Origin of the sequence: Cryobacterium arcticum, from assembly GCF_001679725.1 — a bacterium.
Lineage (GTDB): Bacteria > Actinomycetota > Actinomycetes > Actinomycetales > Microbacteriaceae > Cryobacterium > Cryobacterium arcticum_A.
Window position 1 is genome coordinate 1,850,946 of the sequence record NZ_CP016282.1, and the last position, 23,833, is coordinate 1,874,778.

20 protein-coding genes are annotated in these 23,833 nt (G+C 69.2%); 17 read left to right on the forward strand and 3 right to left on the reverse strand.

Features of this window, described 5'->3' with window-relative positions; genetic code table 11:
* Window positions 1-73: 73 nt before the first annotated feature.
* Window positions 74-487, reverse strand: coding sequence for a PPOX class F420-dependent oxidoreductase (locus PA27867_RS08250; RefSeq protein ID WP_066595193.1), 414 nt, complete (start codon window positions 485-487; stop codon window positions 74-76).
* A gap of 82 nt (window positions 488-569) precedes the next feature.
* Between PA27867_RS08250 and PA27867_RS08255 the strand changes: the two genes are divergently transcribed.
* From PA27867_RS08255 to leuA, 8 genes are all read left to right on the forward strand, one after another.
* Window positions 570-1,451, forward strand: coding sequence for a ketopantoate reductase family protein (locus PA27867_RS08255; RefSeq protein ID WP_066595195.1), 882 nt, complete (start codon window positions 570-572; stop codon window positions 1,449-1,451).
* 128 nt (window positions 1,452-1,579) lie between these two features.
* The gene (locus PA27867_RS08260; RefSeq protein ID WP_066595199.1) at window positions 1,580-2,830 is read left to right on the forward strand and encodes an alpha/beta hydrolase; all 1,251 of its coding nucleotides are present in this window, start codon (window positions 1,580-1,582) and stop codon (window positions 2,828-2,830) included.
* The gene (locus PA27867_RS08265; protein WP_236900882.1) at window positions 2,827-5,421 is read left to right on the forward strand and encodes a bifunctional lysylphosphatidylglycerol flippase/synthetase MprF; all 2,595 of its coding nucleotides are present in this window, start codon (window positions 2,827-2,829) and stop codon (window positions 5,419-5,421) included. The genes PA27867_RS08260 and PA27867_RS08265 overlap by 4 nt, the downstream gene beginning before the upstream one ends.
* A gap of 103 nt (window positions 5,422-5,524) precedes the next feature.
* The gene (locus tag PA27867_RS08270) at window positions 5,525-7,435 is read left to right on the forward strand and encodes a sensor histidine kinase (RefSeq protein WP_066595202.1); all 1,911 of its coding nucleotides are present in this window, start codon (window positions 5,525-5,527) and stop codon (window positions 7,433-7,435) included.
* Complete coding sequence (locus PA27867_RS08275; RefSeq protein WP_257784146.1) at window positions 7,432-8,121, forward strand: response regulator; 690 nt, start codon at window positions 7,432-7,434, stop codon at window positions 8,119-8,121. Before PA27867_RS08270 ends, PA27867_RS08275 begins: the two co-directional genes overlap by 4 nt.
* Window positions 8,122-8,234: 113 nt before the next feature.
* Window positions 8,235-8,996 carry an ABC transporter ATP-binding protein gene (locus tag PA27867_RS08280; RefSeq protein WP_066595203.1) on the forward strand — a complete coding sequence of 254 codons (762 nt, stop codon included), beginning with the start codon at window positions 8,235-8,237 and terminating at the stop codon, window positions 8,994-8,996.
* A complete protein-coding gene (locus PA27867_RS08285; RefSeq protein ID WP_066595204.1) occupies window positions 8,993-10,402 on the forward strand; it encodes an ABC transporter permease in 1,410 nt (469 codons plus the stop codon). Before PA27867_RS08280 ends, PA27867_RS08285 begins: the two co-directional genes overlap by 4 nt.
* A 151-nt stretch (window positions 10,403-10,553) precedes the next feature.
* Window positions 10,554-12,320, forward strand: coding sequence for a 2-isopropylmalate synthase (gene leuA / locus PA27867_RS08290; protein WP_066595208.1), 1,767 nt, complete (start codon window positions 10,554-10,556; stop codon window positions 12,318-12,320).
* Between the two features lie 67 nt (window positions 12,321-12,387).
* Here the strand turns inward: leuA and PA27867_RS08295 are convergent, their stop codons facing one another.
* Together PA27867_RS08295 and PA27867_RS08300 are read right to left on the reverse strand one after the other, a co-directional pair.
* On the reverse strand, window positions 12,388-13,095 hold the full coding sequence (locus PA27867_RS08295) for a hypothetical protein (protein ID WP_236900883.1): 708 nt from the start codon (window positions 13,093-13,095) through the stop codon (window positions 12,388-12,390).
* Between the two features lie 125 nt (window positions 13,096-13,220).
* Window positions 13,221-13,979 (reverse strand): trimeric intracellular cation channel family protein, encoded by a 759-nt coding sequence (locus tag PA27867_RS08300; RefSeq protein WP_066595211.1) that lies wholly within the window; start codon window positions 13,977-13,979, stop codon window positions 13,221-13,223.
* 73 nt (window positions 13,980-14,052) lie between these two features.
* Here PA27867_RS08300 and recO point away from each other — a divergent pair, with 73 nt between their 5' ends.
* The 9 genes from recO to PA27867_RS08340 all read left to right on the forward strand — a co-directional run bounded on the left by recO (window position 14,053) and on the right by PA27867_RS08340 (window position 23,832).
* Complete coding sequence (recO, locus tag PA27867_RS08305) at window positions 14,053-14,775, forward strand: DNA repair protein RecO (RefSeq protein ID WP_066599450.1); 723 nt, start codon at window positions 14,053-14,055, stop codon at window positions 14,773-14,775.
* A complete protein-coding gene (locus tag PA27867_RS08310) occupies window positions 14,772-15,599 on the forward strand; it encodes an isoprenyl transferase (RefSeq protein WP_066595212.1) in 828 nt (275 codons plus the stop codon). Before recO ends, PA27867_RS08310 begins: the two co-directional genes overlap by 4 nt.
* A 52-nt stretch (window positions 15,600-15,651) precedes the next feature.
* Window positions 15,652-16,335: a DsbA family oxidoreductase gene (locus PA27867_RS08315; RefSeq protein ID WP_066595213.1), complete on the forward strand. Its 684-nt coding sequence runs from the start codon at window positions 15,652-15,654 to the stop codon at window positions 16,333-16,335.
* Window positions 16,332-16,466: a hypothetical protein gene (locus PA27867_RS21295; protein WP_257784147.1), complete on the forward strand. Its 135-nt coding sequence runs from the start codon at window positions 16,332-16,334 to the stop codon at window positions 16,464-16,466. Before PA27867_RS08315 ends, PA27867_RS21295 begins: the two co-directional genes overlap by 4 nt.
* Window positions 16,467-16,535: 69 nt before the next feature.
* Window positions 16,536-17,699, forward strand: coding sequence for a tRNA dihydrouridine synthase DusB (gene dusB / locus PA27867_RS08320; protein ID WP_066595215.1), 1,164 nt, complete (start codon window positions 16,536-16,538; stop codon window positions 17,697-17,699).
* Window positions 17,692-18,981 carry a deoxyguanosinetriphosphate triphosphohydrolase gene (locus tag PA27867_RS08325; RefSeq protein ID WP_066595217.1) on the forward strand — a complete coding sequence of 430 codons (1,290 nt, stop codon included), beginning with the start codon at window positions 17,692-17,694 and terminating at the stop codon, window positions 18,979-18,981. The genes dusB and PA27867_RS08325 overlap by 8 nt, the downstream gene beginning before the upstream one ends.
* Window positions 18,969-20,834, forward strand: coding sequence for a DNA primase (gene dnaG / locus PA27867_RS08330; protein ID WP_066595219.1), 1,866 nt, complete (start codon window positions 18,969-18,971; stop codon window positions 20,832-20,834). Before PA27867_RS08325 ends, dnaG begins: the two co-directional genes overlap by 13 nt.
* A gap of 171 nt (window positions 20,835-21,005) precedes the next feature.
* On the forward strand, window positions 21,006-22,637 hold the full coding sequence (locus tag PA27867_RS08335; protein WP_066595221.1) for an ABC transporter substrate-binding protein: 1,632 nt from the start codon (window positions 21,006-21,008) through the stop codon (window positions 22,635-22,637).
* 91 nt (window positions 22,638-22,728) lie between these two features.
* Window positions 22,729-23,832 carry an ABC transporter permease gene (locus PA27867_RS08340; RefSeq protein WP_066595224.1) on the forward strand — a complete coding sequence of 368 codons (1,104 nt, stop codon included), beginning with the start codon at window positions 22,729-22,731 and terminating at the stop codon, window positions 23,830-23,832.
* Window position 23,833 lies beyond the last annotated feature (1 nt).

A 23,833-nucleotide genomic window follows, 5' to 3' on the forward strand; every position in this document is an offset into this window, starting at 1 on the left:
GCTTGATCAGCGGGGCTCAGGCTGCTCGACCCTCGGATGGCGACACGATGTGGTCGTGAGCGGCGATCGGTTTCTAGGCTGCGGGGGAGGCCGGGGCGCTGATCCGCAGCAGCACGCGGGTCTTCGCGCCGGACTTGCCGAGTCGTTCGATGAAGAGGAAGATCCGGTACTCGAGTCGGTACTTCGCGGCGAAGACGCCCGTCAACAGGGCCCGGCTCTGGTCGTCATCCTCGATGACGGCCAGTGCCTCCAGCGGCAGCGCGCCGGCCGCCACCGCTCCGGTGCGGGAGCAGGGGACCAGCTGTACTCGGGAGGTGTGGCGAAGCCGCTTCACCTTGCCGCTCTGCTTCGGGGTGGTCACGATCAGGTCGTCCCCATCCCTGGCGATCCAGACCGGGGTCGAGACCGGCTCCCCCGATCGGCGGAACGTGGTGAGGGACACGAAGCGTTCGTCGCCGAGGCCGGCCAGCGTGGTGGGAGAGGACATTTCCACACTGTATCTGCTCCACAATGGAACGGGCGGCAGACGTCGCCGACACGATGGAGGGTCCCTATGTCACAGGTGTCGAATGTCTGAGCCGGTCATCGCTGTGGTGGGTGCCGGAGCCGTGGGAGGGCTCATTGGCATCCTCCTGCACCGCAGCGGGACCGAGGTCGTCGCCGTCGCTCGTCCGGAGACGGCCCGGCAGATCAACTCCGACGGCCTCACCCTGCACAGCCCCCATTTCGGCGACCAGCTCGGCCGGCTCACGGCGGTGACCGAGATTCCCGACGGCGCCCGCGTGATCGTGGCCACCAAGGCCTATGCCCTCCCCGGTATCGTCGACGCCCTCCGGCGAGCGCAGCCCGCAGAGGTCGTATCCCTGCTCAACGGTATCGAGCACATGGACGTTCTGCGGCGGGCCGCCCCCGATGCCCGTGTCGCAGGCGCCACGATCGCCGTCGAGAGCACTCGACTGAGCCCCACGGTCATCGACCACCGCAGCCCGTTCCTGCGCCTCACCGTTCCGGCCGCGGCGGAGAGCACCGGAGTCATCGCGGCCTGGAACCGTGCCGGACTCGACGTCACCGTGGGCGGAACCGAGGCGGAGGTGCTCTGGAGCAAGCTGCGATTCCTGGCTCCTATGGCACTCCTCACGTCTTACTGGCGCCTACCCATCGGCGCCGCCCGGGAACGCGACGCTGCCCTTACCACCGCGGTGCTGGCCGAGGTCGCCCAGATTGCCACCCGGGATGGTGTGCCCTCGGACCCCGCTCAGCTCGCTCGGGCGATCCACGCGCTCCCTGCGGGCATGCGGTCCTCGTTGCAGAACGACCTGGATGCCGGGGCAGAGACCGAACTCGACGCCATCGGTGGCGCCCTTCTGCGCCGCGCCCGCCATCACGATGTCCCCGCTCCGCGGGTGCAGGAACTCCTCGACGATCTGGGGTCACACGGGGCGGCTGCCTGAGTCTCTCCTGATCGTGCCCCGTGAGTCGGCCGACGATATTCATCGGGTGCTCTGAAACCTCGTTCAGAACGACGGCTCCCGGCCTCTGACCGCGTACGGCGGGTGCACAGTTGATCCGGAGGACATTCGTGAGCACATTCCTGAACACCAGCATCGTCGGTGGCCCGCTTCTTTTCACCCTGTATGGGGTGGCGGCTGCAAGCCTGATCGTGCTGGTTTCCCGTCGTCTGCCGACCCGCCTCGCGCTGATCGGCCTCGGACTGGTCATCGGCGGTGCCGCGGCAGGCTGGACGCTCAGCTGGCTGGTGAGCGACGTCTGGGACCTCTTCGGAGTGTCCCTGAGCACGACCACGCGATTCTGGGCGACCGGGTTCTTCGCCGCTCTCGCGCTGATCGGGTTCGCCCTCGTCACCTCGAGGCGATGGCGTCGCGTGGTCGCCATCGTCGCGATCCCGCTGCTGCTGCTCTCCACCGCAGCGGGCGTCAACGCCGACTTCGGGCAGTTCACCACGGTGCGCACGGCACTCGGCCTGCCCACCTACGACTCGCTCGCCGTGGCCACAGCCGGGTCGTCGAACGCGACCGGCGTGGTCGGCACCGTGACCATTCCGGCCACCAGCTCGGGGTTCGCCGCCCGGTCGGCCCTGGTCTACCTGCCCCCGGCCGCGCGCGTGGCCAACCCGCCGGCCCTCCCGGTCGTGGAAATGCTCTCGGGCCAGCCCGGCAGTCCCGCCGATGTCTTCACGGCGGGCCACCTCGCCACCATCCTCAACGGCTACGCGGCTGAGCACGGTGGGGTGGCGCCCATCGTGGTCGTGCCCGACCAACTCGGCGCCCCCGACCAGAACCCCATGTGCGTCGACTCCGCCCTCGGCAACTCGGCCTCCTACCTCACCAAGGATGTTCCCGACTGGATCCGGGCCCACCTCCACGTCGCCGCCGGCCCCGCAGGGTGGGCCATCGCCGGATTCTCCCAGGGCGGAACCTGCTCCATGCAACTGGGCGCCGCGCATCCGGAGCTCTACGGAACCATTCTCGACATCTCAGGGGAACTGGCCCCGCAGAAGGGCAGCGTCGACCAGACCATCGCCTCCGGCTTCGCCGGTGACGCCGCCGCCTACGCGGCAGCGGCTCCCGTCGCCGTGCTGGGCGCGCACGCACCCTACGAAAACCTCACGGTGATCATTGCCGTTGGCGGTGACGACACCCGTTACCTGCCCTGGTCCCAGACTGTGGTCGATGCAGCGGGCACGGCCGGTGCGCACACCCACCTCATCGTGTCGCCGGGTACCGCACACGACTGGCACACCGTGCAGTACGCCTGGACGCAGGCCCTGCCGGTGCTCGCCGAGAGCACCGGATTGACCGGCCTGTCGTGAGCACTCCCACCCTGCCCGCCGCACAGGCGCCGGTCACGCCGCCGCCGGTCTCCCCGCCCTCGGCTCTGAGACAGCGGATGCGCCGCCTCGCCGCCCGGGCCGCGCGCACGCCGTTCTCCCTCAGCGTTGCTACCGTGCTCCTCGTCACCGCGCTGGCGACGGGGCTGCTCAGGGGCCCGTCGTATGCCCTGCGACTGCTGCTCGGCACCGGATATCACTCCGCGATCGGGCTGGGGCACTGGTGGACTCCGATCACCTCGGTGTTCCTCGTGGACAACATCGCCGAACTCATCCTGGCGATCCTCGGCGCGATTCTCGTGCTCGGAGCGGCCGAGCGCCTGCTCGGCACCGGCCGCACCATCCTGGCGTTCCTGGCCACCGCGGTGATCGGCACCGGCCTCGGGCTGGTGTTGCAGGACTTCGGCGTCGCCGGCGGCGAGATGTGGTCCCGCGGTGTGCGCGAGCTGTGGGCACTCGACCCGTTCACCCCGATCCTGGGCACCATCATGGCCGCGAGCGGATTCGCCGGGGCGCTCTGGCGCCGGCGTATCCGCGTGCTCACCCTCGCTGCGGCGCTCGTCCTGCTGCTCTACTCCGGGCAACCGAGCGACCTGTACCGGCTGCTGGCCGTGCTCACCGGGCTGGTGCTGGGCATCGCGCTACGGCCGGTGCGGCGCGAGGCGGCCTGGCGGCGCAGCTCCGACCACGAGACGCGCACACTGTTCGGTGCCATCGTGGCCGTGCTCGCCGTCGGTCCCGTGGTCACGGTGGTGTCCGGCGGCCGGTTCGGGATCCTCGCGCCGCTCGGGCTGCTGCTCACCCAGGAGGTGCCCTCGGCCGGGGACGTGGTCGACCGCTGCCTGCTCGGGAACATCACCCGGCAGTGTGTGCACGAGCTGACCCTGGAGCGGATCGGCGGCGTCGGCCCGGTGCTCGTGAGCCTGCTGCCGCTCATCGTCCTCCTGATAGCAGCGTACGGTCTCACCCGGGGCCGCCGGTTCGCCGCGGGGCTGGCCATCGTCGTCAATGTGGGGATGGCCGCGCTCGGCGCCTGGTACTACGGTCTCCTCCCGGTTTCCGGCGAGCCCTATTCGTTCCAGTGGCGGTCCGGCCAGTACTGGGAGGTCGCGCTGGTGCTGATTGTGTCGGTGCTGGTGCCCGCGGCCACCGCGGTATGGATCGCCCTGTCCTTGAGGCATTTCCCGGTGCGCACCCGCCCCGGCTACCTGCGGCGGTTCGCTGTGATCACGACGGGCGGGTTGCTGGCCCTCTCCGTCGTGTACGTGAGCCTGGGCTGGGTTCTGCGCGATCACTTCCGGCCGGCCGTCACCCTGGCCGACCTCGTCGCCGACCTGCCCGAACGCTTCATCCCGGTCGGGTTCCTGCGACTGGAGCGCCTGTCCTTCCTGCCGGGGGACCCCCTGTCCTCGGTGCTCTACGACTGGGTCGGCCCGATTTTCTGGTTGCTCGTCATCGGCGGCGCCATCCTCGCCCTCCGCACGGGTGCGGTCGGCGCCCCGCCAGAGGACCAATTGCGCCTGCGCGCTCTGCTGCATGCCGGCGGCGGCGGTTCGCTCGCCCACATGGCCACCTGGGAGGGGTCCTCCCTGTGGTTCGCCGCGGCGGAGCCGGCCCCGGCCGCGCCCGTGGCCATCGCCTACCGGGTTGTGAACGGTGTGGCCATCACGGTCGCCGAACCCATCGGCGTGGACCCCGCCGATGACCTGCCGCGCGCGTCGGCGGTGGTGGCCGCCTTCGCCCGCATGTGCGACGACCACGGCTGGGTGCCGGTGTTCTACTCCCTGCGCGACCGCTGGCGCCCGGTGTTCGACGAGATGGGCTGGCAGGCCATGGAGGTGGGGGAGGAGACCGTACTGCGCCCGCACAACTGGGCCACGACAGGCAAGAAGTGGCAGGACATCCGTTCCTCCGTCAACCGGGCCCAGAAGCTCGGGGTGCGCGCGGTCTGGACCACGTACCGGTCCCTGCCCCTGCGGCAGGCCGCGCAGATCGCGGAAATCTCCGAACAGTGGGTGCAGGAGAAGGGCCTGCCCGAACTCGGGTTCACACTCGGCGGACTCGACGAACTGCGCGACCCCGACGTGCGGCTGATGCTCGCCATCGACTCGGACGACCGCATCCTGGCCGTCACGAGCTGGCTGCCCACCTACCGGGGCGGCGAGGTGATCGGCTGGACCCTCGACTTCATGCGGCGGGGTTCGGACACCATGAACGGCGTCATGGAGTTCTTGATCAGCGAGACGGCGTCGCTGCTCAAGGACCGCCAGGAGGTTGAATTCCTCAGCCTGTCCGCGGCACCGCTTGCGACCACAGGTGCGGCCCGACCCGACGACGAGACCGGCAGCCTGGCCGCGCGGATGCTCGACTTCCTCGGTCGCACACTGGAGCCCGTGTACGGGTTCCGGTCGCTGTTCGCGTTCAAGCGCAAGTTCCAGCCCGAGTTCCACCCGCTCTTCATGGCCTACCCCGACCCGGTGGCGCTGCCGGCCATCGGCGTCGCCCTCGCCCGCGCCTACCTGCCCACCCTCACCCTGCGGGAGGCCGCGGCCTTCGTCCGCAGCCTCGGCTGACCCGGCCCGCCCGAGTACATCGCTCGGATGATCCTGGGCACGCTCGGGGATGAACTGCCCGGCAAGAGGCGCCGGGACACGACCCGCGCCGTACGCTGGGAGGATGTCGGATCTGGAGCTCCTCACGCGCACGGGGCGCTACCGGTGGGCACTGGAGCCGTCCCTGGGCCTGGGCATCCTCCTGGTCTGGGGCGCACTGAGCCTGTTCACCGGCGGGTTCGACTCACTGGTGAGCATCCTGCTCTTCGCGACCGCCGTCGCCATCTCGCGCTTGCTCCCGGCGGCCGCGTTGATCACGGGAGCGGCAGCCACACTCGCCGGAATCGGCGGTACACTCGACGACCCGGCGTGGCTAGCCCTGCTGTTGGTCAGCGGATGCATCGTCACCTGGGGAGCGTGCCTGTACGGCCAACCCACCTTGCGCTACATCGCCCTGGGGGTCGGCCTGCTGGTGGGAGCCGTGCTCACCGGGTTGCTCGCCATGGGCGTCCTGACGGCCGGCCAGCGGGGCATCGACGGCGTGCTGCGCTTCGTTCTCGAACTCGGTTTCCGTCTCACCGAGGGGTTCCTGGCCACCGCGGTACTGACCGGAGGGTGGGTTCTCGCTCTGGTCCTGCGCAACCGCGCCGACCGTCGCGCCGGCCAGCTCGCCGCCCCGAACGGTCCACCGTCCGCCCACTGGGCCGAGACCTGGGTGATGCTGCCGGTGCCCACCGAGTGGCTGACGGGGCCCGCGCTGGTCTTCGGACGCCAGGGGTTCCGCCCGGTCTCCCGGCGCACGCTGGTCATTGATGCCGGCGTGGCCGGTGCCTTCGTGCTCTTCGGCCTCCTGACCGACCCCCGCTCGAACGTCCTGTCCCTCGTTGTGCTTGCCGGGTTCGCCGCCGCACTGGTTGTGCGCCGCCTCTCGCCCGCACTCGCACTCGGCATCGCCTGGATCACCGCTCTCACGCAGATGGCGGGCGGCCTGGAGGTCCTCACGAGCGACGTGGCCGTGCTGGCCGTGCTCTACGTCACAGCCGCTTACGCCGAGCGGGCCGTGCGCTGGGCCGGCCTGGTCTCAGTGGGCATCGGCGCCGTGCTCGCCGCCGTGTATCTCAGCATCCTCCAGCGGGGCTTGAACACCGTCACCGAGGCGAAGACACAGGGCGATTGGGGCGGCCTGATCTGGTCGGCCGTGGCCGTCTTCGTCGCCAGCCTGGCCGTGCTCGGCCTGTCCTGGACCCTCGGTCTGCTGATGCGCACCTGGCAGACCGCCAGGGAGAGCCGGGTCACGCAGCACCGCGCCGTCGAGGAGCAGCGCGTGGCCCAGCGCAGCGTCGTCGTCGAACAGGAACGCAACCGCATCGCCAGGGACATGCACGACGTGGTCGCCCATTCCCTGGCCGTCGTGATCGCACAGGCCGACGGCGCCCGGTACGCCCGGGCGCAGAACCCGGAAGCCGTCGACGAGGCGCTCAGCACCATCTCGACCACGGCCAGGGAGGCCCTGGGCGACGTCCGCATCCTGCTCACCCGGCTGCGCCAGGACGACGCGGCCGGACCGCAGCCCGTGCTGGCCGATCTCGACCGCCTGGTCGCGCAGATGCGGAGCACCGGGCTCGACATCGAGTGGACGACGACCGGCACCCCCACCACGCTCGGGTCCGGCGCGCAACTGGCGGTGTACCGCATCGTGCAGGAGGCCCTCACCAATGCGCTCCGACACGGAGATGCTGGCCGGGCGGTATATTTGAGCCTCGCGTGGACGGACGGATGGGTCGCGGTGACGATTGACAATGCGGTGGGCGTGACGGATGCGGCCGGGCGTGCCGGCGAGATCGGCCACGGCCTTCCCGGCATGCGCGAGCGTGCGCTCTTGGCCGGGGGGTCCCTCGCCGCGGAGTCCATCGGCGGCCGCTTCATCGTGGCAGCCCGCCTCCCGGCCATCACCACCAACGCCCTGATGAAGCCCGCGGCCACGCTCCTGGCAGACCAGCCCGCGGACGCGACCATGCCCGGAGCCGTCCAGTGAGCGAGGTGGCAGAGGCCGACGCCGCGCGTATCCGGGTGGCCCTGGTCGATGACCAGGCGCTCTTCCGGGCGGGGATTCGCATGCTGGTGTCCTCGCAAGCCGACCTGGAGTTCGTCGGCGAGGCCGGCAACGGCGCCGCGGGCGTCACCATGGCCGCGGCCGTCAACCCCGACGTGATCCTGATGGACATCCGGATGCCCGTGATGGACGGCATCGACGCCACCACGGCGATCCTCGCGGCGGCCGAGTCGGCCGGAACCACGCCGCCCCGCATTGTGGTGCTCACCACCTTCGAGCTCGACGAGAGCGCGGGTCGCGCCATCCGGGGCGGAGCCAGCGGGTTCCTCCTCAAGGACGCCGATCCCGAGTTCCTGCTGGCCGCCATCCGCACCGTGCACGCCGGCAGCGCCGTCATCGCCGCCTCGGCCACCCGCGAACTCTTCGCCCACTTCGATGCGCCGGAGCCCGAGCGCGAAGAGCCGGAGGCGTTCCGCACCCTCACCAGCCGGGAACGCGATATCTTCGCCCTCGCCGCACTGGGCCTGAGCAACGCCGAGATCGCGGCGGGGGAGTTCCTCAGCGAAGCCACCGTCAAGACCCACATCAGCCGGATCCTCGGCAAGCTGTCCCTGCGCGACCGGGTGCAGCTCGTGGTCTTCGCCTTCCAGCACCGCCTCACCTCCTAACGGCGGGGCACGCCCAGAGGATGACCCCGCGCGGCCGGGGATCATCCGCGCGGCGGCTTCGATACCTCCCCAGCCCGACGCGGCCGGACCGTGCGGATTCCTAGCCTGAAAGCATGGAAACCACACCCTCAGACCTGGGCCTCGCGGCCAGAGTGACCCACCTCGGCAAGACCTACGGCTCGTCCACCACGGCGGTGACCGCGCTCGACGACGTGTCGATCGGCATCCGTCGGGGCCAGTTCACGGCCATCATGGGCCCGAGCGGCTCGGGAAAATCGACGCTCATGCACATCATGGCTGGGTTGGACATCGCCACATCCGGACAGGCCTGGCTCGGTGACACCGAGATCAGCGGTTTGGCCGACGCAGCGCTCACCGTCCTGCGCCGGCGCCGGATCGGATTCATCTTCCAGGCGTTCAACCTCGTTCCCACGCTCGACGTGCGCGGCAACATCCTGCTGCCCTTCAGCCTGGACGGCCGGAAGCCCACAAACGCCGAGTCCGACTGGATCGCCCAGCTGACCGAGTCGCTCGGTCTGGGCGACCGGCTCACGCACCGGCCGCACGAGCTCTCCGGCGGCCAACAGCAGCGCGTCGCAATCGCCCGGGCCCTCGCCACCCGCCCGGAGCTGGTCTTCGCCGACGAGCCCACCGGCAACCTGGACTCCCGCACCGGCCGGGAGGTGCTCACCCTGCTCAAGGCAGCGAGCACCGGGTACGGTCAGAGCATCGCCATGGTCACCCACGACCCGGTGGCGGCCAGCTACGCCGACCGCATCCTGTTCCTGGCCGACGGCCGGCTCGTCGAAGACCGGGACAAGTCCGCGGCCGAAGAGATCTCCCGCATCATGCTGGGCATGGAGCAGCGCGCATGAGCGCCGCCACTCGCACGCGCCGGAACGACCATGCAGGCCGGGGCGCGAGCGTGCTCGTAGCCGGCTTGGCATCCGCCTTCGGCGTTGTCCTCCTGCAGGTCACCAGCATGATCGGCACCATCGTCAGCGCCTCGGGGATGACAGACGTCGGCGCGGTGCGCACCGCGCTCGACCTGGTCGCCTTCCTGTTCATCGCGATCGCCGTCTACGTGTCCGCGATCGTGACCACCAACACCGTGGCGACCATCATCGCCGGCCGCACCCGCACCATCGCGCTGATGCGTCTGATCGGGTCCAGCGCCCGAGCGCAGCGCCGGGTCGTGGCCACCGACGGACTCACCGTGGGCGCGATCGGCGCGGTCGCCGGCGCCGTGATCGGCACCCTGCTCAGTTTTGCGGGACTGCGCATCCTCGTCGCCACAGCTGTGCTGCCCGACCTCGATTACACCCTCATCGAACCTCTCCTGGCCCTTCCAGTGGCCGTGGTCGTGCTCTCCACCTGGGCCGCCGCGTGGGTGGGGTCTCGGCGGGTGCTCGGCGTCAGCCCGATGCAGGCCGTCGGTGCGGCCGAGGAACGCTCCCGTGAGGAGACCGTCCGGCGCCCAGCGCGCACCGTCATCGCCGTCCTCCTCATGGGCGTGGGGATACTCCTCCTCGCCGGAGGGGTGGTCGTGGGACAGGTCGCGCCGGAGGGGGTTCTGCTCGGCCTGCTCGGCGGCATCCTCTCGTTCAGCGGACTCGTGCTCGGTTCGCACCTGATCATGCCGCCGATCCTGGCCCTCGCAGGCCGGGTCTTGGGCGGCAGCGCGCCGGCACGCCTCGCCGCGGCCAACGCACAGCGGCACCCCGAGCGCAGCGCGAGGGCCACCATCGGCCTGGTGATCGGGGTGACCCTCATCACGATGTTCGCGGTGGCCGGGTCCACCTTCGAGGTCATGATGCAGCGGACCATGGAGGATCCGGTTCTCCAGGCGGCCATCAGCGAGACCGTGGCGACGTCTCTGGCGGTGATCTCGGTGCTGGTCGGCTTCAGCGCCCTCATCGCGGCCGTGGGCATGGTCAACAATCTGGCGCAGAGCGTGCTGCAGCGCTCGCGTGAGATCGGGCTCCTGCGTGCGCTGGGCTTCACGGCAACCCAGGTGCGCTGGATGATCCTGGCCGAGAGCCTGCAGATGGCCGCAGCGGCCGTCGCCTTTGGTCTGGTCCTCGGCGTGTTCTACGGCTGGGCCGCCGCGCAGTCGCTCTTCGGTGCGGTCACCATGGGCGGCCTGACCGCCCCAGCGGTGCCGTGGCTTCTGGTCGTGGGCTGTGTGGTCGGCACCGTGCTGCTCGCCGTCGCCGCCACGCTCGTGCCGGCCCGTCGCGCCGTGTCGGTGGCCCCGGTGACGGCACTGGCTGCCGCGTGAGCCAGGTGACCGCGCGGCAAAACGGTGTTACCCTCTTTGTGTGCTGTTCGGTCTGCTCCTCCTTAGCTGCCGCGACGAGTCCTAATCTGAGGCCTCACTCGTCGCGGAGTTCGTCGTCGGCTGACCACCACTCGCGAGGAGACACCAGACCATGAAGAACAATCAAGCCGCATCCACGATGCCGGTGCACAAGTACCGCCCGTACCAGGACACGTTCCGTGTCGACCTGCCCGACCGCACCTGGCCGGCCAACCGCATCACCACGGCCCCGCGCTGGTGCGCCGTCGACCTGCGCGACGGCAACCAGGCTCTCATCGACCCGATGAGCCCCGAACGCAAGCGCATCATGTTCGACCTGTTGGTGCGGATGGGCTACAAGGAGATCGAGGTCGGCTTCCCGTCGGCGAGCCAGACCGACTTCGACTTCGTCCGCAGCCTGATCGAGGACGGCGCGATCCCTGACGACGTCACCATCCAGGTGCTGACCCAGGCGCGTGAGCACCTGATCCGCCGCACCTACGAGTCCATCCTCGGTGCGAAGCAGGCCATCGTGCACCTGTACAACTCCACCAGCGTGCTGCAGCGCGAGGTGGTGTTCCGTGAGGACAAGCAGGGCATCATCGACCTGGCCCTGTTCGGTGCCCGCACCTGCCGCGCGCTCGAGGCGACCGTGCCCGGCACGACCGTGTACTACGAGTACTCCCCGGAGAGCTTCACCGGCACCGAGCTCGAATTCGCCGTCGACATCACCAACCAGGTGATCGAGGTCTTCGAGCCCACGTCGGAGCGCAAGGTCATCGTGAACCTGCCCGCCACGGTCGAGATGGCCACGCCCAACGTCTACGCCGACTCGATCGAGTGGATGAGCCGGCACCTGGCACACCGGGAGAACGTCATCCTCTCGCTGCACCCGCACAACGACCGCGGCACCGCTATCGCGGCTGCCGAATTGGGCTACCTGGCCGGCGCCGACCGTATCGAGGGCTGCCTGTTCGGTAACGGCGAGCGCACCGGCAACGTCGACCTGGTCGCACTGGGGATCAACCTGTTCACCCAGGGCATCGACCCGCAGATCGACTTCGGCAACATCGACGAGGTCAAGCGCACCGCGGAGTACTGCAACCAGCTGCCGGTTCCGGAGCGCAGCCCCTGGGCCGGCGACCTGGTTTTCACGGCATTCAGCGGATCACACCAGGACGCCATCAAGAAGGGCTTCGAGGCCATGGCCGTCGAGGCCGCGGAGACCGGCCGGAGCGTCGACGACCTGGTCTGGGCCGTGCCCTACCTGCCGATCGACCCCAAGGACCTGGGCCGCAGCTACGAGGCCGTCATCCGGGTCAACTCACAGTCGGGCAAGGGCGGCGTGGCCTACCTGCTCAAGACCGATCACCACCTCGACCTGCCCCGCAAGCTGCAGATCGAGTTCTCCGGCGTGGTGCAGGCCAAGACCGACGCCGACGGCGGAGAGGTCACCAGCGAACAGATCTGGGACATCTTCAACGACGAATACCTGCCGGCCACCCACACCAACCCGGACGCCAAGTGGGGCCGGTTCGAGCTGTTCTCGACCCGCACCTCGAGCGACCTGGCCGGAGCGGTCGACCTCACGGTGGACCTGCGTGACTCGGACGCCGTGGCCAGCGCCACGGCAACGGGCAACGGCCCGATCGCGGCGTTCCTGGGCATCATGGCCGAACGTGGCATCGCCATCACGCTCTACGACTATGTCGAGCACGCCATGTCCGCCGGCGGCGACGCCACGGCCGCGTCCTACGTCGAGCTCGACGTGAACGGCAAGCGGTTCTGGGGCGTCGGCATCGATCCCGACATCTCCACAGCCTCGCTCAAGGCCGTGGTGTCCGCGGTCAACCGGGGCATCCGCGCCGAGACGGGTGACCGCGAGTTGGCGGCCGTCTAGAACATCGAGCACAGAAAAAGCCCGGCTCCGACATCCGTCGGAGCCGGGCTTTTCTGACCTGTTCTCCTCACACCCGCAAGGCGCGCCGTGCGGCCTCCGGGCTCAACGGCTGCGGCATCACCACGGGTTCGCCCTCCGGCTTGCCCAGAACTCGCGTGGTGTCGTCGATCGCCTGCGAGAGCAGGGTGTACAGCCGCTCGTCCGTGTCGGGGATGCACGCCTCGGCGATGCCCTGCACGGTGATGCGGATGATCGACTCCGCGGTGCGGTCGGTGAACCGGGTACGCGACCACGATCCCACCGACCCCATGAACTCGCGCGCCCAGCGCTCGGTCTGCGGTGCCCGTTCGAAGGCCTCCCGCACCTGGTCTGAGACGGCGTCGGAGTCGCCCTCACTGAGCCGGGCCAGGTGGCGTTGGCAATTGAGGATCCCCACGGCCAAAGCCCGCTGGTGGTCGGCACTGACCACCGGCAGACCGGCCGTCGCGGCCCGCAGGGCCACGACGAGGCGCACACGGGGGTCGTCCCCGCGCAGTCCGATCACCGACGGGATCAGAGTCATCAGGCGGGACCTGGCCTCGTCCGACGTGCAGTCGTTGACCATCCGGGCCAATGACGCCAGAACCGGGTGCGTGCAGGCCGGATGGTCGCTCCACGCTTCGCCGGACAGGTGCGAGGCGAACTCCATGAAGCACGCTCCGCTACGGGGGGACTTGTGTTTGCCCCGGGACAGGACGGGCAACAGGTCGGGCACAGTGCCCTCGAATCGTTTCATGGAGTACCTCCCTGCGACGTGGTTGTGCCTCAATACTGACCCCAGATGCGGGGAAAGGCGAGGCTTAAACACGTGAGGGTGATAAATCCTCAGGAAAGGGTGAGGCGGCTCTCGGAGCCGGCCGGTCAGGGCCCGGCAGGGTCGGTGACCGGGGTCGTCTCTGCCGGGCTCGTCGTCGCCGTCACGCGTCGCCGGCGCGGCCAGGCGCGGAAGGGCGGTATCGAGCCGCGGCGGCGCCAGTGCGGCCAGCTACCGATGGCCCGCTGCTGCGGCAGGCTCCAGCCGAACCGGGCGGCGAGCACCCGGATCACGGTCGTGGCCACGACGCAAATCAGCGCGGCCACCGTGATCTGCACCTGCAGCACGACCAGCCCCACCAGCAGGCCGCAGCCCACCAGGGCCGCGACGGCGTAGAGCGAGCCGACGTGCATCACGGCGATCGGCACGTTGAGCATCATGTCCCGCAGCACCGACCCACCCACGGCCGACACCACGCCCACGAACAGCGCGGGGATCTCCGGCAGGCCCGCGGCGAGAGCCTTGGTGGTGCCGATCACGCCGAACAGGCCGATGGTCACGGCGTCGAGGGTGATGATGAGCGGTCCGAGCCGGTTGAACACGCTCTGCAGCGCCATGCCCAGCAGGGCGAAGGCCGCCGCGACGGGCAGGTACCAGTTGCTCAGGAGCGCCGCCGGAACCCCGCCGAGCAGGATGTCGCGCAGCAGACCGCCGCCGAGCCCCACGGTGATGCCGATGATCGAGATGCCCAGCAGGTCCATCCGGCGGTCGGTGAACCGCCCGGCGAACATAGCGCCCTGGATGGCGCCGATGGCCACCGCCACGAGGTCGATCCAGAGCGGGATGGCGAAGAGCGGAGTGGGCACCGTCAATGTCTACCACGGCGGGTGTCCCGGCGCTTCGCGTCGGCATCCGCCCCGGAGGGTGGGAGAATTGACCGTGCCCGTTTATCGTGATGAAGCCGTCGTGCTGCGCACCCACAAACTGGGTGAGGCCGACCGCATCATCACCATGCTCACCCGGCAGCACGGCAAGGTGCGCGCCGTCGCCAAGGGGGTGCGCCGCACCGCCTCCAAGTTCGGGGCCAGGCTCGAGCCGTTCATGGTCGTGGATGTTCAGCTCTACGAAGGCCGCAGTCTCGACATCGTCAACCAGGCGGAGTCGATCGGCTCCTACGGCGCGGCCATCACGTCCGACTACGGCAGCTACACGGCCGCGAGCGCCATGGTCGAGACCGCCGACAAGCTCACCGAATCGGAGGGGTCCCTGCAGCAATACCTGCTGCTGGTCGGCGCACTCCGGTCGCTGTCCCGTCGCGAACACGGCTCCGGCGCCACCCTGGACTCCTACCTGCTGCGGTCCCTCTCCATGGCCGGCTGGGCGCCGAGCTTCCAGGACTGTGCCCGCTGCGGCAGGCCGGGTCCGCACTCGGCCTTCGTCGTGCAGGTGGGCGGCGTCGTCTGCGACTCCTGCGCCGCACCGGGGTCACCCAGGTTGGACCCGGACACGATCGCCCTGCTCGCAGCCCTGCTCACCGGCGACTGGGCCCACACGGCCGCCGCCGAACCATCCACCCAGGCCCGGGCCACCGGGGTCGTCGCCGCGTACACGCAGTGGCACCTCGGCCGGGGCCTTCGATCTCTGGAGCACGTGCGCCCATGACGCCGAACCCCTTCCGTCCCGCATCGGCCACGCCGTACACGCACAAGGACGCCGTGCCGTTCAAGCCCGTGGACTGGACGGGGCTCTACCCTCCGGCCCTGCCCGCCAAGGTCGTGCCGGAGCACGTCGCCGTGGTCATGGACGGCAACGGCCGGTGGGCCAACGCCCGCGGGCTGTCCAGGGTCGAGGGCCACAAGGCAGGCGAGGCCGCCCTGCTCGACGTCGTCGCCGGCGCCATCCAGATCGGGGTCAAGCACCTCAGCGTCTACGCGTTCTCCACCGAGAACTGGAAGCGCTCCCCGGACGAGGTGCGGTTCCTGATGGGGTTCAACCGCGACGTGTTGCACCGCCGGAGGGACCAGCTCAACGACTGGGGCGTCCGGGTGCGCTGGGCAGGGCGGAAGCCGAAGCTGTGGGCGTCCGTGATCAACGAACTCCAGTACGCCGAGAAGCTCACCGCGGGCAACGACGTGCTCACCCTCACCATGTGCGTCAACTACGGCGGCCGCACCGAGATCGCGGATGCCGTGCGCGCGCTGGCCGAAGACGTCGCTGCCGGCCGGCTCAAGCCGTCCGGCATCACCGAGAAATCCATCCAGCGCCACCTCTACACGGCCGCGCTGCCCGACGTCGACCTCTTCGTGCGCAGCTCCGGTGAGCAGCGCACCAGCAACTTCATGCTCTGGCAGAGCGCCTACGCCGAGATGGTGTTCCTCGACACCCTCTGGCCGGACTTCTCCCGGGTCGACCTCTGGCACGCCATCGAGCTCTACGCCTCCCGCAATCGGCGCTACGGCGGAGCCGTCGACACGCCCACGGCCTGACCGAGAACACCACCCGGGAATATCTGGAGGGGCCGCTCGGGTTAGCCCTCCTGTGAGCGAAACCATCAAAGTAGACATCTGGTCCGACGTGCAGTGCCCCTGGTGCTACATCGGCAAACGCAAGTTCGAGGCCGGCGTGGCCGCCTCCGGCACCAAGGTCGAGGTGGAGTACCACTCCTTCGAACTTGCGCCGGACACCCCGGTGGACTTCGCCGGCAGCCCGGTGGACTACCTCAGCGAGCGCAAGGGCATCCCCGTGCCGCAGGTCCTCGAGATGCTCGAACGGGTCACCGGCATCGCCGAGAGCGTCGGGCTGCACTACGACTACGACTCCGTGCACCAGACCAACACCGTCAAGGCCCACGAACTCCTGCACTACGCCAAGGCACACGGCGTGCAGCTGGAGATGAAGGAAGCACTGCTCAAGGCCTACTTCGTCGACGGCGGCCATGTCGGCCGCATCGAGGACCTCGCCGACCTGGCCGCCACGGTGGGCCTGGACAAGGCCGACGTCGTGCGCTCCCTGACCTCGAACGAGCACCTCGCCGCCGTCAAGGCCGATGTCGCCCAGGCCGCCGAATACGGCATCAACGGGGTGCCGTTCTTCGTGATCGACGGCAAGTACGGCATCTCCGGCGCGCAGGACCCGTCCACCTTCGCCCAGGCACTGCGCCAGGTGCAGGGCGAGAAAGCCGACTCCGCCACCACCACAGCCACCGAGGAGACCCACGCATGAGTGACAACACCACCGGAACCGACACCAGCACGGTCACCGAAGCACCCGCAACACTCCGCCCCATCATCCAGCTGCTCGAGCAGGACGACACGGCCGGCGGATGCTGCGGCGACGGTTCCTGCGCCCTCTAGCCGCCTCTCTTTCCAACGTCGGCCGGGCGTGGCGAACGAACACAGCAGGGTCTGGGAGAATTGGACACGATGAACACTTCGACTCCCACGCAGAATCTGATGGCACCGCTTCGAATCGGTGACATCGAACTCGACGTGCCCGTGGTCCTCGCACCCATGGCCGGCATCACCAACACCGCATTCCGCCGGCTCTGCCGCGAATACGGAGCCGGTCTCTACGTCAGCGAGATGATCACCTCACGGGCGCTCGTGGAGCGCACCACCGAGTCGATGCGCCTGATCACCCACCACGAGACCGAGAAGACCCGCTCCATCCAGCTCTACGGCGTGGACCCGAAGACCGTCTCAGAGGCCGTCACGATGCTCGTCGCCGAGGACCGTGCCGACCACATCGACCTGAACTTCGGCTGCCCGGTCCCCAAGGTCACCCGCAAGGGCGGGGGAGCGGCGCTGCCGTGGAAGATCACCCTGTTCCGTGAGATCGTCGAGGCCGCCGTCTCGGCCGCCGGCACGATCCCGCTCACCGTCAAGATGCGCAAGGGCATCGACTCCGACCACCTCACCTACCTCGAGGCCGGCCGGGTCGCCGAGGGAGCCGGCGTCGCGGCCATCGCGCTGCACGCCCGCACCGCAGCGGACTACTACTCCGGCCACGCCGACTGGGCGGCCATCGAGACCCTCAAGAACACCATCACGAGCGTCCCCGTGCTCGGCAACGGCGATATCTGGTCCGCCGCAGACGCGCTGCGCATGGTCGACGAAACCGGCTGCGACGGCGTCGTCGTCGGTCGTGGCTGCCTCGGCCGCCCCTGGCTATTCGGCGACCTGGCCGCGGCCTTCCGCGGCGACGTCCTCAAGGCCGAACCGACCCTCGGCCAGGTGGCGGATGCCTTCCGCCGGCACGCCGAACTGCTCACCGAGTTCTTCGAGAGCGAGGAACGCGCCTGCCGCGACATCCGCAAGCATGTGGCCTGGTACTTCAAGGGCTACCCGGTCGGCGGCGACCTGCGCGCCAGCCTCGCCTCCGTGGTGTCGCTCGAGCAGCTCGACGAGCTGCTGGCCACCATGGACCCCGACCAGCCGTACCCCGGCATCGGGGCCGAAGGCCAGCGCGGCCGCGCGGGAAGCCCCAAGAAGACCTCCCTGCCCGAGCGCTGGCTCGACTCGCGCGAGATCGCGGGCGCCGAGCGCAGCAACCTCACCGAGGGCGAGGGGGACACCAGCGGTGGTTAACCAGACCGGATACAGCGTCCACGACGAAGCCAGGTTCCGGCCGGAGGAGCACGACTCCAGCCGGAGCGACTTCGCCCGCGACCGCGCCAGGCTGCTGCACTCCAGCGCCCTGCGCCGCCTGGCCGCCAAAACTCAGGTGCTCAGCCCCGCCGCGGGACTGGACTTCGCGCGCAACCGGCTGACCCACTCGCTCGAGGTCGCCCAGATCGGCCGGGAGATCGCGCTGCGCCTGGCGTTGGATCCCGACATCGTCGACACCGCCTGCCTCGCGCACGACATCGGGCATCCGCCCTTCGGCCACAACGGCGAGAAGGCCCTCAACACCTGGGCGTCCGACATCGGCGGGTTCGAGGGCAACGCGCAGACCCTGCGCCTGCTCAGCCGCCTCGAACCCAAGGTGTTCGGCGACCGGGGCGAGAGCTACGGGCTCAACCTCACCCGGGCCAGCCTGGACGCCAGCTGCAAGTACCCCTGGGCCGCCGATTCCTCGGTCGCCGACCCCAGCGGCCGCGCCAAATTCGGCTTCTACGAGGACGACCGGGCCGCGTTCGAGTGGTTGCGCCAGGACGCCCCCGACCGGCAGCTCTGCGTCGAGGCGCAGGTCATGGACCTCTCCGACGACATCGCCTACTCGGTGCACGACTTCGAGGATGCCGTGGTCAGCGGCTACCTCGACGTCGAACTGCTGGGCAACCGCGGCGACCACGACGCCCTGGTCACCTCCATGTACGAGTGGACCGGCGGCCAATTCAGCCACGACGAACTGCGTGCCGCCTTCGACAGGCTCGACGCCCTCGACGTGTGGCTGCACAGCTACAGCGCAGGACGCCGGGACCAGGGGCGACTGAAGAACCTCACCAGCCAGCTCATCGGCCGGTTCAGCGGCGCGGCGGTCGCGGCCACCAAAGCCAGCTACCCCGACCGGCACCTGATCCGCTTCAACGCCCACGTGGTCGTCCCGCGCGACGTGCAGGCCGAGATCGGCGTGCTCAAGGGCATCGTCGCCGCCTTCGTGATGTCCACCCATGTGCGCCAACCGATCTACGTTGAACAGCGCGAGACGCTGGTCTACCTCGCCGACACCCTGTTCGCCACGGGCGACGAGCACCTCGACCCTGGCTTCCGCGAGGACTGGGCGGCGGCGTCCGACGACTCCGCCCGCAAGCGCGTCGTCGTCGACCAGGTCGCCAGCCTCACCGATCAGAGCGCCATCGCCCTGCACCGCCGGCTGCAGCTCACCCGGGAACCGGCACGAACGAGCGGTGACGCATGGCAGGGCTGATCCGTCAGGGCGACATCGAAGAGGTCAAGGCGCGCACCAACATCGCCGACATCGTAGGCGATTACGTCACCCTCAAGTCCGCCGGCGTCGGGTCGATGAAGGGGCTCTGCCCGTTCCACGACGAGCGCAGCCCGAGCTTCCACGTGCGCCCGCAGGTGGGTTTCTACCACTGCTTCGGCTGCGGCGAGAGCGGCGACGTCTACTCGTTCCTGCAGAAGATGGACCACGTCAGCTTCAGCGAGGCCGTCGAACGCCTGGCCGCACGGGTGGGCATCGAACTGCACTACGAGGGCGGCGAGGGCGGGGCCCCCGACCACACCAACCGGGCGCGCCTGTACGCGGCCAACCAGGCGGCCGCCGACTTCTTCGTCGACAGGCTGGGCAGCCCGGGCGCCCAGGTCGGCCGCACCTTCCTCGGCGAGCGCGGCTTCGACGCCCAGGCCGCCGCCCGGTTCGGCATCGGGTTCGCCCCGCAGAGCTGGGACGAACTGACCAACCACCTCCGCGGCCGGGGCTTCTCCACCGAAGAACTCACGCTCGCCGGCCTCGTCTCGAGCCGGGAGGGATCCTCCGGCGTCTACGACAGGTTCCGCGGCCGGCTGGTCTGGCCGATCCGCGACATCACCGGGCAGACGATCGGCTTCGGGGCGCGCAAGCTGCTCGACGACGACAAGGGCCCCAAGTACCTCAACACCCCCGAGACCCCGATCTACCACAAGGCCCAGGTGCTCTACGGGCTGGACCTGGCCAAGCGAGACATCTCCCGCGGCCACCAGGTCGTCGTCGTCGAGGGCTACACCGACGTCATGGCCTGTCACCTGGCCGGCGTGACCACGGCCGTGGCCACCTGCGGCACCTCCTTCGGTGTCGACCACATCAAGGTGCTGCGCCGCGTGCTCGGCGACGACAGCGGCGTCGGCGAGGTCGTCTTCACGTTCGATCCGGATGCCGCCGGCCAGAAGGCCGCCATGCGGGCCTTCGCCGAGGAGCAACGCTTCTCCGCCCAGACCTTCGTCGCCGTCGCCCCGGAAGGGCTCGACCCCTGCGACCTCCGCCTGCACCGCGGTGACGACGCCGTGCGCCGGCTCATCGACGCGAAGAAGCCGATGTTCGAATTCATGATCCGGCAGCTGCTCGGCCAGTACAACCTCGACACCGTCGAGGGCCGGGTTTCGGCGCTGCGGGCGGCCGCCCCCATCGTCAGCGACATCCGCGATCCCTCCCTGCGCCCCGGTTACACCCACGAACTGTCCCGGATGCTCGGCATGGATCTCGGTGAGGTGTCCCGCGCCGTCGGCCAGGCCCAGTCCCGCTCCCGCACCGCTCCGCCCGAGGCGCCCCGGCGCTCCGGCGAGCCGGCCCCCGCCCCGCGCGAGCGCCTGTTCTCCCTCGCCGACCTCCCCGCAGACCCGGTCACCCGCATCGAGCGCGACGCCCTCATGGCGATGCTGCAGCATCCCACCCAGGTGGGCCTCGAGCTGGTGCAGCGGGCCGTTCTGACCGGCATGACCAACTCCACCCTGGCGGTCGTGCGCGACGCCCTGGCCGCCGCGCTCCCGCACGCCGCCGCACCGGACTGGCTCGACCGCGTGGTGGGGGAGACCCCGGCCCCGATGGCGAACCTGGTGACCGAGCTGGCCATGGCGCCGCTGCCTGAGCGCACCGAACGCGAAGTCACCCGGTACGTCCGCGACATCACCATCGTGTTGATCGAAAAGGACCTGCTGCGCCAGAAGGCTGAGCTCCTGGGCCGGCTGCAGCGCGCGGATTCCACCGACCGCGAGGTCTACGTCGCCATCCAGCGCGAGCTCGTGCGGGTCGAAGCCGAACGGCGCAATCTCCGCGGCGAGTGACCGGTGTGCGGGTGCGCCGAATATTGCGGGTCTATTAAGATGCTCCGCTGAGTGGCCGCCAATGGCGCATTGTGTGCTAATTCTTGGTTTACAGCAACGCATTTCTGCGCCTGTCTGCAGAAGTGCGAACGTCACCACGACACATTCACCTTGAGGAAGAGGCATTCGACTATGGCTTTTGCACCCACCAGGCGTGGCCGCGCCATCGGCGTCACCGCCGGTCTCGCCGCCGCAGCACTCGTTCTCGCCGGCTGCTCGAGCAGCCCGGCCGAGGATTCCGGCTCATCGGCACCGCTGACCATCGGCACCACCGACAAGGTCACCACGCTCGACCCGGCCGGCTCGTACGACAACGGTTCGTTCGCCGTGCAGAACCAGGTCTTCCCGTTCCTCATGAACACCCCCTACGGCAGCCCCGACGTCCAGCCCGACATCGCGGTCTCCGCCGAGTTCACCGCACCGACGGAGTACACCGTCACCCTCAAGCCCGACCTGGTCTGGGCCAACGGCAACGACCTGACCTCCTCCGACGTCAAGTTCAGCTTCGACCGCCAGCTGGCCATCGCAGCCGACAACGGCCCCTCCTCGTTGCTCTACAACCTCGAGAGCGTCGCCGCACCGGACGACACCACCGTGGTCTTCACCCTCAAGGCACCCGATGACCAGATCTTCCCGCAGATCCTGTCCAGCCCGGCCGGCCCGATCGTCGACGAGGAATCCTTCTCGGCCACCGAGCTCACCAGCGACGACGACATCGTCAAGGCCAACGCGTTCGCCGGCCAGTACGTCATCACCAGCTACAACTTCAACTCCCTCATCGGCTACAAGGCCAACCCGGACTACGCCGGCCTGCTCGGCCCGGCGAAGACCGACGTCGTCAATGTGAAGTACTACGCCGACTCCTCCAACCTCAAGCTGGACGTGCAGGAGGGGGCTATCGACGTCGCCTTCCGCAGCCTCTCCGCGACCGACGTCGAGGACCTCCGCGGCAACGACAAGGTCCAGGTCATCGACGGCCCCGGTGGCGAGATCCGCTACATCACGTTCAACTTCGACACCCAGCCGTTCGGCGCGACCACCGCGGACGCTGACGCCACCAAGGCCCTCGCCGTGCGTCAGGCCGTCGCCGACCTCGTCGACCGTGAAGAGATCGCCGACCAGGTCTACAAGGGCACCTACACCCCGCTGTTCTCCTACGTTCCTGCCGGTCTGACCGGCGCCACCGAGTCCCTCAAGGGCCTCTACGGCGACGGCTCCGGCGCCCCGGATGCCGACAAGGCCAAGGCCACGCTGACCGCGGCCGGCATCACCGCGCCCGTGGAACTGAACCTGCAGTACAGCAACGACCACTACGGCCCCTCGTCGGGCGACGAGTACGCGCTCATCAAGGACCAGCTGGAATCCTCGGGCCTGTTCACCGTCAACCTGCAGACGACCGAGTGGGTCCAGTACTCCAAGGACCGCTCCAGCGATGTCTACCCGGCCTACCAGCTGGGCTGGTTCCCGGACTACTCCGACGCTGACAACTACCTGACGCCGTTCTTCCTCACGGAGAACTTCCTGAAGAACCACTACGCCGACCAGGAGGTCAACGACCTGATCCTGCAGCAGGCCGTGACCGTCGACCCCGCCGAGCGCACCAAGCTCATCGAGGAGATCCAGGACAAGGTCGCGGCCCAGCTGTCGACCGTGCCCCTGCTCCAGGGCGCCCAGGTCGCCGTCACCGGCACCACCGTGACCGGAACCAGCGACACGCTCGACGCGTCGTTCAAGTTCCGCTACGCTGCCCTCGCCAAGGGCTAGGACCCCGGTCACACCTGGCTAGACGACGGGGGCGTTCGTGCGGCACATCGCCGAACGCTCCCGTCTTTCGTTTTGCACGAGTGAGGTAGGAATGACGACTGTAGTGACCACCCCCCAGGCCCCGGCGGCCGGGCCGGAACCCACACCCCCGAAGGCGACCAGGAAACGCGCCGGGGGCGGCATCGTGCGCTACATCGTGGTGCGCTTCCTGCTGATCTTCCCCACCATCTTCATCCTGGTCTCCATGGTGTTCTGGCTCATGCGCACCACGGGCGACCCGATCACGGCAGCCCTCGGCGGCCGGCTCAGCGCCGACCAGCTCGCCGAACGCGTCGCGGCCGCCGGTTACGACAGGCCCATCCTGGTGCAGTACGTCGAGTACCTCGGTCAGATCTTCACGGGCAACTTCGGCACCACCATCAGCACCAACCGCCCGGTCTCCGAGGTGCTGCTCACCTACGGCGCCGCCACGGCCGAACTCGCCTTCTACGCCCTCCTCGTCGCCTTCATCGTCGGCATCCCGCTGGGTATGGTCGCCGCCTACTGGCGCGACAAGTCGCCGGATGCGTCGCTGCGGATCTTCGCGATCCTCTGCTACGCCACCCCGGTGTTCTTCTCCGGCCTGCTGTTCAAGCTCATCTTCGCGGTCTGGCTCAAGGTGCTCCCCGTCGCCGGGCGTGCCTCGACGGGATCGGAGCTGCAGATGCAGCTCCTGCCCGACAAGACCGGGTTCTACACGATCGACGCCATCCAGACCGGCAACCCGGCCGTGCTCGCCGACGTGCTCTCGCACGCCGTGCTGCCGGCCCTCGCGCTGGGGCTGCTCACCGCCGGAGTGTTCCTCCGCCTCGTGCGCACCAACGTGATCGGCACCCTCGGCACCGACTACGTCGACGCCGCCAGGTCCCGCGGCGTCAGCGAATTCCGGCTGGTGCGCAAGCACGCCTACCGTCCGGCGCTGATCCCGATCATCACCGTGATCGGTCTGCAGATCGCCCTGCTCCTCGGTGGAGCGGTGCTCACCGAGACCACCTTCGAATGGAAGGGCCTCGGCTTCATGCTCTCCGAGTTCCTCAAGGCCCGCGACTTCGTGGCCGTGCAGGGCATCGTCGCCCTCCTCGCGGTGATCGTGGCCCTGTCCAACTTCATCGTGGACATCATCGCCGCGCTGATCGACCCGAGAGTGCGGTACTAGC